The following is a 14,289-nucleotide window of genomic DNA, read 5'->3' on the forward strand; positions in this document are numbered from 1 at the left end:
CCAGATGTCGATTCGCTTGCGGCTGGTGCTTTCCTATATAGCCATGCTTCTTGTACCTCTTGTGCTGTCAGGGCTAGCCGTAATCTTGATTAGCATCGCCACGCTCGGCAGCATGAAATCATTGTTCCAGGTGGATTACACCCATGGCAACCCGATCAAGCGTGTGATCGATCAGGAAGCGGAGATCAATGCGTATATCAAGGCCGAATCTGATGTGGAGCCGGATCAATTCATGAGCGAGCCGTTCTTGAACGAGTTGAATGAGCGGCTGCATAAAATCAACATGGGCTTGATCGTCCGAAAGGAGAATGCCCTGTTGTTTGTGTCCCCCTACTTGAAGCAGGGCCAAGAGGTTGATGCGGCGAAGCTGCCCACCTTTGGCGGAGGCTCGTCTTCCAGCCATTTTGATCACAACCAGAGCTCGCTTTGGATCACGCGCCAGCAGGACTTCCTTTTTGGCGATAAAAGCAAAGGATCGGTATTCATCTTTCTGGACGGCACGACGTTTCAGAAATATTTGCACCGGTTTTCCAAATCGGTCATTTTTGCGTTTATTACCATTCTTGTGCTGACGAACGGCGTGCTGACTTATCTGGTCTCGCGGAGTATTATCCGGCCGCTTAAAGCACTGAAGCAGGCTGCCGAACAAATTAAGGACGGCAATCTTGATTTTCAGGTGAAGACCGCTTCGTGTGATGAGATCGGGGAGTTGAGCAAAGCGTTTGAAGAGATGAGGCGCCAATTAAAGCGGTCCGTCGAGATGCAGCTGCAGTACGAGGAAAACCGCAAAGAGCTGATCTCCAACATCTCTCACGACCTGAAGACGCCGGTTACGGCGATTAAAGGTTATGTCGAGGGGATCATGGATGGGGTGACGAATTCGCCGGATAAGCTGGACCGGTATGTGCGCACGATTTACCATAAAGCGGTCGATATGGACCGGCTTATCGATGAGCTGTTTTTGTTCTCTAAGCTGGACTTGGGCAAAGTGCCGTTTCAGTTCGAAACGGTGGATATTCGCGGCTATGTGCAGGATTGTGTGCAGGAATTGCAGTTCGATATGGAGAAAAAAGGTGTTCGTCTGGTGCTGAGCGATTTGCCGGAAGCGCCGCTGCTGATTACGGCCGACAGGGAGAAGCTGAAGCGTGTGTTCCTGAACGTCATTGAGAACGCCGTGAAATACAGAAGTATGGCGGACTGTTTCATCCGCTTGCAAGTGCAGGACATCGACGGCAGCGCCGTCATTCAAATCGAAGATAACGGTCAGGGCATCTCGGAGGAGGCACTGCCTTATATATTTGATCGGTTTTACCGCGCAGACCCGTCCCGGAACACCTCGACGGGAGGGAGCGGGCTAGGGCTGGCTATCGCCAAACAGATCATGGAGGAGCATGGCGGCGCCATCTGGGCTTCCAGCCGGCTGGGCGAAGGCACAATCGTGTTCATGGCATTGCCGCTTACGAAGCAGGAGCAGGGGGGACAAGGGGAATGAGCCGAATTTTAATCATTGAAGATGAGCTCAGCATCGCGGAGTTGGAAAGGGATTATTTGGAAATAAGCGGGTATGAGGTTGATATCGAGAACAGCGGTGATACCGGCCTGCAGCGCGCGATGAACAACGACTATGACTTGATCATACTTGACTTGATGCTGCCCAAAGTGGACGGGTTTGAAATTTGCCGCCGCATCCGCGGCGAGAAAGACATTCCCATTCTGATGGTCTCCGCCAAAAAAGAAGACATCGACAAAATCCGCGGGCTCGGCCTCGGCGCCGATGATTACATCATCAAGCCGTTCAGCCCGGGGGAGCTGGTGGCGCGCGTTAAGGCGCATCTGGCCCGTTACGAACGGTTGATGGGCAAGCGTGAGACCCGTAACGATGAGATCCGTATCCGAGGTCTCCTGATCGATAAGACGGCCCGCCGGGTGTTCGTGAATGAACAGGAGGTCGTCTTTACGACCAAGGAGTTCGACCTGCTGGCATTCCTAGCGGTGAACCCGAACCGCGTCTTCAGCAAGGAACAGCTGTTTGATCATCTGTGGGGCATGGACGCCTTGGGGGAAATTGCAACCGTCACCGTACATATCCGCAAACTGCGGGAGAAAATTGAACAGGACCCGTCCAATCCCCAATATATCGAAACAATCTGGGGAGCGGGGTATAGGTTCCGGATTTAAAGTGAAGCCTGAGACGAGCATAGGTCGTTGAGGGCTTTTTTATGTATAAATGCTTATTTACAACCCTTGTATTGTTAAGATATTGTAAATACTAATTTACAATTGTTAGGGGGAAGCGCACATGATGCTTAGCATTGATGTACATTTATTGCTCAAACTTGGGATTTCCGCCATATTTGGGCTCATTATCGGTCTGGAACGTGAAGTGCGCAACAAACCGCTCGGTTTGAAAACATCCCTGGTCATTTGCCTAAGCAGCTGTTTGCTGACCATTGTCTCCATTGAGTCCGCCAACAAATACGCGGTGCCTGGCTTGCATGTCATGGACCCGATGCGGCTTGCGGCGCAAGTCGTCAGCGGAATCGGTTTTCTCGGCGCGGGTGTTATTTTGCGCAAGCACAATGATGTCATTATCGGGCTGACGACGGCCGCTATGATCTGGGGAGCGGCGGGCCTCGGGATTGCCATTGGCGCCGGATTTTTTGTAGAAGCCTTCTTCGGACTCGTCCTCATCATGGTCAGTGTCATTGTGCTGCCTTACTTTATCAAAAAGGTCGGACCTAGACCGCTCATCATGAAAGATCTGCGTGTTCGATTGATCCTTTCCCATGAAGCCAACTTAACGCTAATTATTAAAACGATCATTAAAAAAGGGTACAGAATAAGCAGCGTTCACATCAAGGAGCTGAACTCGGAGCATCAGGAGCTGAATTTCATCGTATATATCGACCGGAAATATGCATCGGAGGTTTACGATGAGCTGAAGAGTATGGAATATGTGGAAACTGCTGAAGTGGAAACGCTGTAAAATAAGCAAGACCGCTGACCTCGTTTGAGGTTGGCGGTCTTTTCGTTTGCTCACGTTGCCAGCGCTGCAGCGAATTTTTTTCCATATTCGCGGCACATTCGCTTCTCGTCCTTGGAAGGGTACTGACAGCACATGTGCAATAACAAAAGGAGCTAAGCCCATTTTAAGCGCTTAGCTCCTCTCTTTGTTCCGCCAACTGATGCTACGAATTCACCTTTTGCAGCTTTGCCGGATTGTTGATCTTGTAAGGCACCGGATGCTTGGTCAGCTTCTTGGCCACGATTTTGCCTTCGAACGTCAAGACGTCGCCGATCGCCAGCTCCAGCTTTTTCAGCGTAGCGCTGTGGCTTGACCATGCTGTGCCGAGCTCGATGGCAGGGTCTTCAATGGACACCGCCTCATAAATAATCACTTCATCATCCGCATCGGAAAAATGATTCGGTACCGTCGTAAACTCCTGGACCGTAGCGGTCATTTTTACTTTCTCCTCAGGCAGCTCGACCTTCGGCGCTTTTTCTTTTGCGGCCTTCTTTTTCGGTGCGGCTTCCACTTTGGTTTCTTCCGCTTTAGGCTCATCGGCTTTGCTAGCAACAGCAGGCGCAGCCTCCTGTGATCGTTCAACCGCCGCTGCAGCGGTATCGGCTTCAGCTTCATCAGGCTCGTCCGAGGCTATGGTCTGCTTTTGACCATAATTCGCAGCTTGCATCTCCTTGAGATAAGAAGGGTGGATGCTATGCTTCTGCTTGTTCTCGAATTCAATGACCGCGGTCATCTTATCGACATAACCGACCAAACTACAGACGTGCGCAGCCCCGTTTCGCTTGTAGAAAAACGTTTTTGTTTTCACAGCCTTTTCGGACAAGAGGCCCCATTCCTTGCATTTGTCGATCTGTTCGGCCTCGCTCTCGAAGGCGTTATAGGTTGTGGGCTCGATAATAAAAGCATGTACCATTCGCTTCTCCGCCTTTCTTTTCATACAGCCTATTTTATCATTACTTAGGTTCATTTTAAATAAACTCAAAGTTTCCCTTGTTCTGGCAAGGAGAGCGTTTTATGTTGAAGGATAGAGACGGTGAGGAGGGAGAGAAACAACATGATACTAAATACAAATGTCCAAGACTTATTGCTGGAGCTCCGGGGGCTAGGCATATTAGGGGCCGATTGTGAGGCGGTTCCCAACACGAACGGCACAACGGATGGACGAATCTATATTTTATCCGAAAATAATGTAAAACGACATGTGCTCAAGCTGGATCACCCCCAGGAAATTGCGCTGGCCGAGCAGTTCCTGCACCGCTACAGGGAGGTCTCACTGCTGCCTGATCTTCTATACACGGATCCAGATAAGACATATATGGTCTATACCTTTATTCCCGGTACCACACACTATAATAGGGGGGCCAAAATCAACTGGCTGACTCGATTGGTCACGGGCATGCTGAATCATTACACGGCTGTTGAAGAAGGGAGCTCATGGGGGCGGATCGACATTCCTCATCCTTCGTGGCTTCAATTTAATGAGCAGAGTATCCGTGAGGCCAAAATGAATGTAGGCAGCCTTTTGACTGAAGCGGATTATGAGCTTGTAAGGTCTTTGGTCCACCGGCTGTGGTCGGACGATAGCGGCATGAAGCGGTACTTGCTGCACGGCGATACAGGCGTACACAACTTCGTTTTTGATAAGGGTGAACTCCAGGCGATCATTGATCCTTCTCCTATAGCGGGACCTGTTTCGTATGACTTTTTATACGCGTTTTGCTCGTCGCCGGACGATTTGAACATAGAGACACTGCGGGCTGGATATGTTTTACTTAAAAATGAAGCTACGGATGTATGGAGCCTGACCCAAGAGGTCATGGTGCAGCTCTATTGCCGGATCGGCATTTGCCTCAGACATCATCCGCATGATTTAGCGGGTTATTTGCAGGCTTGGCGCTATTGGAAGGAGCAGCTCAAGGAACAGACTCTATAAAACGTGCCTCCGCAAGCACACAACATGCATAGATCATGGTACAATTAACCATGTTGAAAGTTAACCGGATGAAGGAAAGCGGGGCGTTCACATGGGGGAAATTTTGCAGCATTTGAGAATACTAGGATTCACGGAGCTGGAGGCCAAATGTTTGCATATGCTCGCGGAGTCCGGCACACACACGGGCTATGAAATCGCCAAGCGGCTTGGCGTCTCGCGCTCGAATGTCTATGCAGCGCTGCAGAAGCTGGCGGAAAAAGGAGTTGTCCTGACCAGCCATGGAGAGCCGACGCATTACCAGAGCTTATCGATCGAGGATATCAGCCGCAAAATCGAGACCGACTTGCAAGCCTCCATCCGCTATGTGAAGGCTCATATGCCGAAGCAGGATGCGCATCGCACAGGATATTTCAGCTTGGACGGCGATGCCAAAGTGACTGACCGTCTGCGTGATGAGCTGAAAAACGCGAGGGAAGAAGTGCTCGGCGATCTTGCACGGAACGAAGTCGATCTGCTCAAAGCGGATTTGGAGTCCGCAGCTGGGGAAGGGGTGCGGATCCTGCTTGCTACAGCCGATGAAGCGGATGTAGAGCCTTCCATTCGCCAGTTCCAGCATTTGCGTGAGAGGACGGAGCAGCCTCAGAGCGGCCGCAAGTTCACGCTGTTGATCGACCGCAAGCTGGCCATTGTCGGTACACTCGGCTGCGAGTCTGCCAAAGTGATGCTGACGGAGCATCCAGCGATGGTCGAGCTGTTGCAGGAACATTTTCAGCATGCGGTTGTGCTTTCAGAGCTGCATCGGGATATGGGCGCGAAGCTTGAAGACAAATATGGGAAAAATTACAAAAAAATCATACAGAAATATATCGACGGCAAGCCGGCAGAGGGGAATGGCAAGCTGGTTGAAGGGAAGAGGAGAAAGAAGAAATGAAGGAGATCGGGCAGGAGATGGATCAAGGTCAGGGGCAAAAGCGTATTCTACAAGCGGCGGAGGCACTTGTGAAGGAGAAGCTCGAGCGCGACAGCAGCGGCCACGATTGGTGGCATATTTATCGCGTCGTGCAGACGACGAAGCGGATCGCCGCTATGGAGGGCGCCGACAGCTTCGTCTGCGAGCTCGCGGCTCTGCTTCACGACGTCGCCGACGAGAAGCTGAACCCGGATCCCGCAGCTGCGCAGCGGGAGCTTGAGCATTGGCTCGCCGCGAGCGGCACGCCGGCGGCGCAAGTGCAGCACGTGCTGGAGATTATCAGCACGATGTCGTTCAAGGGCGGCGCGCGTCCGCCGATGCGCACGCTGGAAGGCCAGGTCGTGCAGGATGCCGACCGGCTGGATGCGATAGGCGCGGTAGGCATCTCGCGCGTATTCGCCTATTCGGGCTGGAAAGGCCGCCCGATCCATGATCCCAGCGTCACGGTGCGCGAGCATATGACGGAGGCGGAGTATCGCAGCGGCAACGACACGGCGATCAATCATTTTTATGAGAAGCTCCTGAAATTGAAGGAGCTGATGAATACCGCCTACGCGCGCAAAATGGCGGAGGAGCGCCACAACTTCATGGAACAGTATCTCACACAATTCTATGCGGAATGGGAAGGCGAAAAATAGGTGAAACGGAGCCTTTCGAGGCTCTTTTTTTATGCAGCAGCAGGTTGCTCATCCGACCGGCCCTCCCTCTTGGCCCGCTACCACCCCAGCACCCCTCACCTCGCCTACCACCACCCACATCTTCCAACGCCCTTGAGTCGAATTATGTGATAAACTACAATGAAGAGAGCAACGACTCAACTTCCCACGTAGAAAGAGATGTTAATGAAGATGAAAAAAGAAGCAAAATATATCGCAACATTATCGCTGGGCGTAATGGGTGCCGGATTCTTGGCCACGCTTCCAGTGGCGGCTACGACTTGGGGCGCCTTTTTGCAAGGCGGCTTTGAAGCAGGCGTCGTCGGCGGCTTGGCCGACTGGTTTGCGGTTAGCGCGTTGTTTCGCCACCCGCTAGGCATCCCGATTCCGCACACGGCGCTTCTGCCCAGAAATCGAGCCAAGATTACGAAAGCGCTCGTCTCCACCGTCGAAAATGAGCTGCTATCCAAGGAAACGATCCGCGCGCGCCTGCAGCAAATCCGGTTTTTGGAGCGCGGTCTCGGGTTGGCGGAAAGCCATCTGGACAACGGGGCGCTGCACAGGGGACTGGCTGACTTAGCTTTGCAGGCGCTGCAAGCTATTGACATGGAGAAGCTTACGCCGCTAGTGGCCGAGGAGCTGAATAAAGCTCTGCAGGATGTAGACACGAGCCGGTTCGTTCAAACACTTGTAAGTACGGTGCTGGACGGCGGATACGAGGGTAAGACATTTGATTTTGTGCTCGAAAAAGTGGAGGCATGGGCGCTGAAAAGTGAGACCCGCGATCAGCTTGGCGCCATGGCGCTGAAAGCTTTTGAAGGGCTGCAGTCCAACGGCTTTATGGCGTTCGCGGTGAATGCGTTCATCGGGATGGTGAGCGAGGAGAAGATCGGCGGCATTATCCAGAACTTCCTTTTGTCTTACCTGGAGGAAATGAGGTCCAGCCATCATCCGCGCAGAGAAGCGGTACTGAGTTTTATTCGTAAAGAGCTGAACAAGCTGGATACGAACCCGCAACTATTGCAAGAGCTGGATAAGCTGAAAATGAAGCTTCCTGATCTGTTCTCCCTCGAAGAGAAGCTAGGGGCTCTGATGGAGAGGGTGAAGGCGAAAGCCGTGGCTTTTGTGGAGCAGCCGGAATTTGTCCGGGGCTATGTGGTTCCCATTCTGCGCAAGCTGCTGATGTCAGTTCGTGAAGACGAAGAGAGAATGGCTCGCGGGGAAAGCTGGATCCAGCAGCAGATCGTCAACTATTTGGAGCAAAATCACAGCAAAATCGGACAGCTTGTACAAGAAAATTTGGATAAACTGGAGAATGAGAAGCTGATTGAAATGATGGAAGATAAAGTCGGCAAAGACTTGCAGTGGATCCGTGTGAACGGGGCGATTTGCGGGTTTATTATCGGTCTGGCGCTGACTGGCTTGAAGCTGCTTTTCTAATAACCGTCGGATAAGCCCGGTTCATCCCTGAGCGGATGAAGACGGGCTTGTTTGGTTTGGTGAGGCTGCGAGTGTACGAAGGTGCTTGTCATTGTCTGATTCCGCGCATTCGAAACACAAGAGAGAGTGGTCATCTTGAACGAGCGCCTCAATAAATCCGTCATTGCAGTAAATATCCTTCCGGCAATTCTGACACTTTCCAACCCATTCCTTCATAAAATCTTCCTCCTCTGAAGTAAAAACCACGACAAACCGTCTCCGGCCTATCGTGGCTGTTCTTCTTTAATTCGCGCTGCAGACCGCTAATTCCCGCCAGAAGCAGCTTGCTGCTCACTCTTTTGCTGCTTGTGGGCTTTGGCGTCAATGACCTTGCCGCCGCCGCTTCGCTCGCTGGACGACGACAGGCTCATGGTGCTGCTGCCCTGGAAGATGCCGCCTTCCTGGATGATGAAGGAGCGCACGTCAATGTTGCCGATCAGAACACCTGTGCTGGTGACGATCAGCTTGCCTTTGGTGACGACATTGCCTTTGACTTTACCGGCAATGATCACATCGCGAGCGTGAATGTTGGACTGCACAATCGCATTCTCGCCGATGGTGATGTCTCCTGCGCATTCGACGTCGCCGTTGAGTTGGCCTTCAATCCGCAGGCTGGCTTCGGACATGACTTTACCTTCGCAGATCGTGCTCTCGCCGATCAGCGTATCGGTTGTTTTGGTATTAATAGGCTTTGTTTTGCTGCTGCCGAGCATTAGTGGTCATCCTTTCTATCATTAATGAGATAAGGGGAGGGGTCGATCTGAACGCCATTCTTGTGAACCTCGTAATGCAGGTGGGTACCTGTGCTTCGTCCTGTCGTTCCCATGAGGCCGATCTGTTGCCCTTTCGTAACTGATTCTCCACGTTTTACCAGCATTTTATTCAAATGCATGTACTCGGTTTGCAGCCCGCGCGTATGATCGACGATAATGTGATTCCCATGCTCGTCATCGTAACCGGCTTCAATAACCTTGCCTGCGGCTGTCACGTAGACGGCATCGTTCAGCTCACCATCAAGATCAATGCCGGCGTGCATCGAGGGCTTCAGCGTGAAGGGATCTTTGCGCAGGCCGAACCCGGATGTGATGCTGTGCGTGACGGTAGGCCATAGTGTCGGTGTGATGGTGCGGAGCTGCTCGGCCTCTTTCAGCTTCACTTCAGACGCGTTAAGGTTGACGAGCACCGTGTTAATCTCGCCGACTAACGAAGTCAGATCTTGCTTGGTGCTGGAGACGAGCGTCGTCACCTCTTGCGAAGTGACTGGCACCTCGGCGCCGCCGACATCGGGATTCGGGCGGGAAGCCATCCCGCTCGGCAATGCGCCTGACTTTTTGCTTGTCCCATCTGTTTCGCTCATCAGTTGAATGACATGTTCCAGCTTTTTGATTTCTTCGAGCTTCACCTTGAATTCATCAGCTTGCTGTGACAGGTCAATCAAATTGTTTTGAAGCTGTTCAAGTTCGTTATTTTTAAGTGTAATTTGATCAACCAGTTGACGCTCTTGTCCATCAAATGACTGCTGCATCGTGCTAGTCGTCTGATGAAAGGTAGTGTTCATGAGGTAAATGGTGACGCAAAATCCAGTCAATACAAGGATGATAACGCTAGGCACTACATAGAGACTGCTGTGTGGAAGCTTAATTCTTACGGTTTGGCGGTTAGCTCCAGGAATGATCATTAAGGTGAATTCCTTCTTCCCCCAGATGAACTTCAACCGTTCCCCTTCCTTTCCGTAACAAAGTCCCCCTCCTTGATTCGATTGTATTCGTCAATAGGGCGAGTCATGCCAACTTTATTTGGACAGATTCGCACGGAAGAAGGGGAAATTCACTCCAAAAATCCCGCTACCATACTTGATATGGGAAATTATACATGGATAACAACGATGAGGGACATACTAACCGAACGTACACCCTGTAATCGTGAGGTGGCTTCCGCATGTCTTTTTGGCAATGGATGAAATATCGGCCGACACCATCAAGCCAGCCAATGAAGGAAAAGCGTCCGCAGCCGATCATCCCTGACCGCTATATGGATCAGCATAGCGAGGATCTACTGACCGGAAGCTTGGATGATACCCTTCGTTTTATTCAGACTGTGCTTGGCGACAGTGACGACCTCATTACCCGCGAGTTTGTTATTTTTGGCCAGTTTAAGGCGGTTCTTATCTACTTCATCAACATGATCGACCAAGAGGTAACCAATAACGATATTTTGAAGCCGCTGATGATAGCTCCGCAGCATTATGTGGCTGGCACGATTGAGATGCAGCAGCTTAAGCATGTGCTTTTGCACGAGACGCTGTATCACAGCATGAGCAAAATGGAGAATAAACTGGCCGCGATTGTTGACGTTATTTTGCGCGGGCAGCCGGTCATTGTGGTGGATGGCCTGGATGAAGCGATTATCGTCGGCGCAGCCAAGATTGATAAACGGGCCATTAATCAACCGCAGACCGAACAAGTCATTCGCGGTCCCCGCGAAGGGTTCATCGAACAGTTAGGGACGAATGTTTCACTGCTACGTTACCGGCTGCCGACGAGCGATTTTACGGTCAGGACCAAGCAGGTAGGCCGATTGACCAAGTCGCGTGTGGCCATTTGTTACCTGAAAGGGATAGCCAATGACGCGCTCGTTCAAGAAGTGGAAAGCCGTATCTCCTCAATTGACATAGACGGGGTTCTGGATGTCGGTTACCTGGAGCAATTTATTGAGGATAACCATTTATCGCCATTCCCGCAGATTCAAAATACAGAACGGCCGGACAAAGCGGTGGCCAACCTCATGGAGGGCAGAGTCATTATTCTCGTCGACGGTTCGCCGTTTGCGTTGATTGCTCCTTCGGTATTCACCCAGTTCTATCAGACGACGGAGGACTATTCGGAACGCTTCCTGATGGTCAGCTTCATTCGTCTGGCACGCTTGCTAGCACTTGTCTTCTCCTTGGTCACACCATCGCTGTATGTGGCGGTCATCTCGTTCAATCCCGAGCTCATTCCGACCAAATTTGCCGTGGCGGTGGCGGGGGGGCGAGCGGGTGTCCCGTTCCCCTCGGTGGTGGAGGTGCTGCTTATGGAGATGTCGATGGAAGTGCTGCGTGAGGCGACGCTGCGGCTGCCGCAGCAGGTCGGCGGAGCGCTCTCTATTGTCGGGGTGCTCGTGATCGGCCAGGCGGCGGTTGCCGCAGGCTTCGTTAGCCCGATCACCGTAGTGGTAATCGCGCTGACGACGATCGGCTCCTTCGCAACGCCGGCCTATAACGCTGCGCTGGCTCTTCGGTTGCTGCGCTTTCCCCTTGTATTTTTCGCGGGGATGTTCGGCCTGTTCGGCGTAATGGTGGGCTTGATTCTAATCATCAATCATGTGCTTTCCCTGAAATCGTTCGGCGTTCCTTATATGAGTCCGGTCGTGCCGGGCAATTATGAAGGGATGAAGGATACGGTAATCCGCGGTCCTCTGTGGTGGATGAGAAGGCGTCCTGCGATGTTTCATACGCCGAATCGGGAGCGTGTCAACGAGAGCGTCGTCAACACACTTAAACAAACTCCGCACAATACGTTAGACCCGTTGAAAGTGGGCAATACGAGATGGGAGCAGCCAGATGGAATATCCAAAACAAGTGACAACGATTCAAGCGGCAGCAATTCTCATTAGTACGGTGATCGGCGTAGGCGTGCTTCCGCTTCCGCTGTTCGCGGTTCGCTCCGCAAATACAGGTGCGCCGTTGATCACGCTGCTCGCGGTGCTGCTATCTTCGGCAGGGTTATGGGTCGTCACAAAACTGGGCATGCGATTTCCGCGTCAGGCTTTTACCCAATATAGCGAGGTCATATTAGGCAAATGGCCGGGGAGACTCGGCAGCGCCATCGTAGTCCTGTTCTTCGCAATATTGTCCTCGCTGGCATCCAGAGAATTCGGTGAAGTCGTCATTACCTCTGTCTTGAAGAAGACTCCGCTCGAGGTGACGGTGATTCTTATGCTGCTGCTGGCGACATTGGCGGCACGCAATGACATGACGACCTTCACCTATATTAATCATCTCTACCTGCCAATCATCCTAGGGCCAGCATTTCTGATTGTGGCTTTATCCCTGAAAAATGCGAGTGCCGACTTCCTGCTGCCCGTCTGGGGAAATGAGCCGCGAGATATGCTGAATGGCGTCCTTGTCATCGCCGCATTGCTGCAAGGATCATTTATTCAAACCATTGTCATTCCCGCAATGCGCAACCCGCAGAAAGCGATGAAGGCTTGTTTCTGGGGCATGTTTATCGTCGGCTTCTTGTACATCACGATTGTCATTGCCGCAGTCGGCGTGTTTGGTCCCGAGGAAACCAAGCAATTGTTATGGCCCACCTTGGAATTGGCTAAAACGACAACATTGCCGGGAAATATTTTGGAGCGGCTCGATGCCGCCTTCCTGGCGATTTGGGTAACAGCTGTTTTCACGACCATTTTCTCCAGTTATTACCTGACCATTCATTTAGCAAGCAAATTATTCGGATTGCATGACCACCGGATGCTCTCTTTATTTGTCGTACCGTTTTTGTTCGCCATGGCGATGACGCCGCAAAGCATTTTGCAGATGTATCAGGTGATTGAGATTGTCGGCAAATTCGGCTTGCTGATCACGATCGTATATCCGCTGTTGCTTCTACTGGTTGCGAACATCCGGAAGAAGAGAGGGACACAGGATGGCGGGTAGGGTTTGGCTGCGTGTTGTCTTCAAAGGCATGGCGCTCCTTCTCATCTGCTTGTCTCTCTCAGGCTGCTGGGACCGTCAAGAGATTGAGGAACGTGCCGTTATTCTCGGCATCGGCATTGATCAAGCAGAGCCGGACGCAGAGAAAAAGGAACTGCCGCTTTCCCACAAGCCCGGTCAACTGCATATCCCCAGCAAAAAAATGATTCGGCTGACCGTGCAAGTTGCGGTCCCCGGGCGGATTCCGCTAGGCCCAGGGATGGGAGGCGGTGAAAGCAGCAGTGGGGGGAATAGGACGGTATGGGTCGTCTCCGGTGTCGGGCATACGATTGATGATGCCATTAACGGTTTGCAGCAGCGGATTGCACCCCCACTCTTTTTTGGACATTTGCGGGTGATTGTTGTCTCGGAGCGCGTAGCCAAGAACGGGCTGGTCAATTTGAACGATTTTTTTCGTCGTAACCCTGAGATTCGCCGCATGAGCTGGATGTTTATTTCCAGAGGAGAAGCTATGGACATTATGAAGGCCTCCCCGCAGCTGGAGCGGGTCCCTTCGATTTATTTGATGACGACGATGGATCAATCGGTCAAAATGGGGCGGTTTCCTAATGATATTCTCGGTTTGTTCTGGAGCGCATCCTCGGCCAAAGGGAAGGAAGGATATTTGCCCTATTGTGAGCTCGACGGTGAGAACAATATTAAAATTAGAGGCCTCGCGTACTTTCGTGGCGATAAATTAGCAGGAACGACGGACGGTATGGACATTACGCTCTTCATGGGCATTATGGGCATGAATCCATCAGGCGGTCAGGCCTATGTGCAGGTTCCGGGCAAATCCGAATATTTGGAATACAGCGGCAGGAGCCGTAAAGCGCTGACGAAGGTCGATATACAAGACGGCAAGCCGCACGTGAGAGTGAAAATCATGATCGAGGGCAATATCCGGGAAAAGTCGAATGAATCGGTGAAGTTGAGCCATGATGTCATTCAATTGATGGAGAGACAGCTCGAACAGGATGCGGTCAAGATGTATCAGGACTTTATTCACCGCACGCAGGAGAAAGGGGCGGATATTTTCGGCTTTGGCGAGCATATCCGTTCGAGGCAGTGGCGGTATTGGGATGAGCAAATTAAAACGAAAGAACAATGGGAGAAGATGTACCCTGATCTGAAAGTGGATATTCAAGTGAAAGTGCAAATCCGGCGTGTCGGCATGAAAGCTGTATGAGGATGAACTGTGGTCAGCAGCAAGAATGGAGGAACTGGGATGGCTTCAGGATTATCAATTGGATACATTCAGTTCATGGTTCTTTTGCTTTGGATTACGGGTGCCCTTATGCTGCGATTTGATTTAAAGTACTACCAACTGAAGAAAGAAATGAAGGAAGCCAAAGTGACAAGCATGCTGGGGTGGATGAACATAGTGCTTGGCTGTATCGCATTTATCGGCAATTGGATCTACCAAAAAATGTGGTAATAAATAGTCAAATGCCCCCAAACTTTTTTGGTGCTGCTCCGTCTATTGAG

General features: G+C 51.6%; 14 protein-coding genes. 11 read left to right on the forward strand and 3 right to left on the reverse strand.

Annotated elements, in window-relative coordinates:
• The first annotated feature begins 4 nt into the window (after positions 1-4).
• The 3 genes from O9139_RS15575 (at position 5) to O9139_RS15585 (ending at position 2,986) form a co-directional block, all read left to right on the forward strand.
• Entirely contained in the window at positions 5-1,492 is a 1,488-nt protein-coding gene (locus tag O9139_RS15575; protein ID WP_270880387.1) for a sensor histidine kinase, read from the forward strand.
• The gene (locus O9139_RS15580) at positions 1,489-2,178 is read left to right on the forward strand and encodes a response regulator transcription factor (protein WP_270880388.1); all 690 of its coding nucleotides are present in this window, start codon (positions 1,489-1,491) and stop codon (positions 2,176-2,178) included. Before O9139_RS15575 ends, O9139_RS15580 begins: the two co-directional genes overlap by 4 nt.
• 124 nt (positions 2,179-2,302) lie before the next feature.
• A complete protein-coding gene (locus O9139_RS15585) occupies positions 2,303-2,986 on the forward strand; it encodes an MgtC/SapB family protein (RefSeq protein WP_408638365.1) in 684 nt (227 codons plus the stop codon).
• Between the two features lie 202 nt (positions 2,987-3,188).
• On the opposite strand, the gene O9139_RS15590 is transcribed toward O9139_RS15585, so the two are convergent.
• Positions 3,189-3,938 carry a hypothetical protein gene (locus O9139_RS15590; protein WP_270880390.1) on the reverse strand — a complete coding sequence of 250 codons (750 nt, stop codon included), beginning with the start codon at positions 3,936-3,938 and terminating at the stop codon, positions 3,189-3,191.
• A gap of 141 nt (positions 3,939-4,079) precedes the next feature.
• On the opposite strand from O9139_RS15590, the gene O9139_RS15595 reads away from it, so the two are divergent.
• From O9139_RS15595 to O9139_RS15610, 4 genes are all read left to right on the forward strand, one after another.
• Entirely contained in the window at positions 4,080-4,958 is an 879-nt protein-coding gene (locus O9139_RS15595) for a phosphotransferase (protein ID WP_270880391.1), read from the forward strand.
• A gap of 91 nt (positions 4,959-5,049) precedes the next feature.
• Positions 5,050-5,889 (forward strand): TrmB family transcriptional regulator, encoded by an 840-nt coding sequence (locus tag O9139_RS15600; RefSeq protein ID WP_270880392.1) that lies wholly within the window; start codon positions 5,050-5,052, stop codon positions 5,887-5,889.
• Complete coding sequence (locus O9139_RS15605; RefSeq protein ID WP_270880393.1) at positions 5,886-6,566, forward strand: HD domain-containing protein; 681 nt, start codon at positions 5,886-5,888, stop codon at positions 6,564-6,566. Before O9139_RS15600 ends, O9139_RS15605 begins: the two co-directional genes overlap by 4 nt.
• Positions 6,567-6,776: 210 nt before the next feature.
• Positions 6,777-8,024, forward strand: coding sequence for a DUF445 domain-containing protein (locus O9139_RS15610; RefSeq protein WP_270880394.1), 1,248 nt, complete (start codon positions 6,777-6,779; stop codon positions 8,022-8,024).
• Between the two features lie 302 nt (positions 8,025-8,326).
• Here O9139_RS15610 and O9139_RS15615 read toward each other — a convergent pair whose 3' ends face one another.
• Both O9139_RS15615 and O9139_RS15620 read right to left on the reverse strand, forming a co-directional pair.
• The gene (locus tag O9139_RS15615) at positions 8,327-8,776 is read right to left on the reverse strand and encodes a bactofilin family protein (protein WP_270880395.1); all 450 of its coding nucleotides are present in this window, start codon (positions 8,774-8,776) and stop codon (positions 8,327-8,329) included.
• Positions 8,776-9,777 (reverse strand): M23 family metallopeptidase, encoded by a 1,002-nt coding sequence (locus O9139_RS15620; protein WP_270880396.1) that lies wholly within the window; start codon positions 9,775-9,777, stop codon positions 8,776-8,778. The genes O9139_RS15615 and O9139_RS15620 overlap by 1 nt, the downstream gene beginning before the upstream one ends.
• A 224-nt stretch (positions 9,778-10,001) precedes the next feature.
• On the opposite strand from O9139_RS15620, the gene O9139_RS15625 reads away from it, so the two are divergent.
• The 4 genes from O9139_RS15625 to O9139_RS15640 are packed head-to-tail and all read left to right on the forward strand — an operon-like array spanning position 10,002 to position 14,239.
• A complete protein-coding gene (locus O9139_RS15625) occupies positions 10,002-11,717 on the forward strand; it encodes a spore germination protein (RefSeq protein ID WP_377523393.1) in 1,716 nt (571 codons plus the stop codon).
• Positions 11,665-12,765, forward strand: a complete 1,101-nt coding sequence (locus O9139_RS15630) for a GerAB/ArcD/ProY family transporter (protein WP_270880397.1) — start codon at positions 11,665-11,667, stop codon at positions 12,763-12,765. Before O9139_RS15625 ends, O9139_RS15630 begins: the two co-directional genes overlap by 53 nt.
• The gene (locus tag O9139_RS15635) at positions 12,755-13,990 is read left to right on the forward strand and encodes a Ger(x)C family spore germination protein (RefSeq protein ID WP_270880398.1); all 1,236 of its coding nucleotides are present in this window, start codon (positions 12,755-12,757) and stop codon (positions 13,988-13,990) included. The genes O9139_RS15630 and O9139_RS15635 overlap by 11 nt, the downstream gene beginning before the upstream one ends.
• A 39-nt stretch (positions 13,991-14,029) precedes the next feature.
• Positions 14,030-14,239 carry a CLC_0170 family protein gene (locus tag O9139_RS15640; RefSeq protein ID WP_270880399.1) on the forward strand — a complete coding sequence of 70 codons (210 nt, stop codon included), beginning with the start codon at positions 14,030-14,032 and terminating at the stop codon, positions 14,237-14,239.
• Positions 14,240-14,289: the final 50 nt, after the last annotated feature.

The organism is Paenibacillus aestuarii, assembly GCF_027789125.1.
Taxonomy (GTDB): Bacteria; Bacillota; Bacilli; order Paenibacillales; family NBRC-103111; genus Paenibacillus_E; species Paenibacillus_E aestuarii.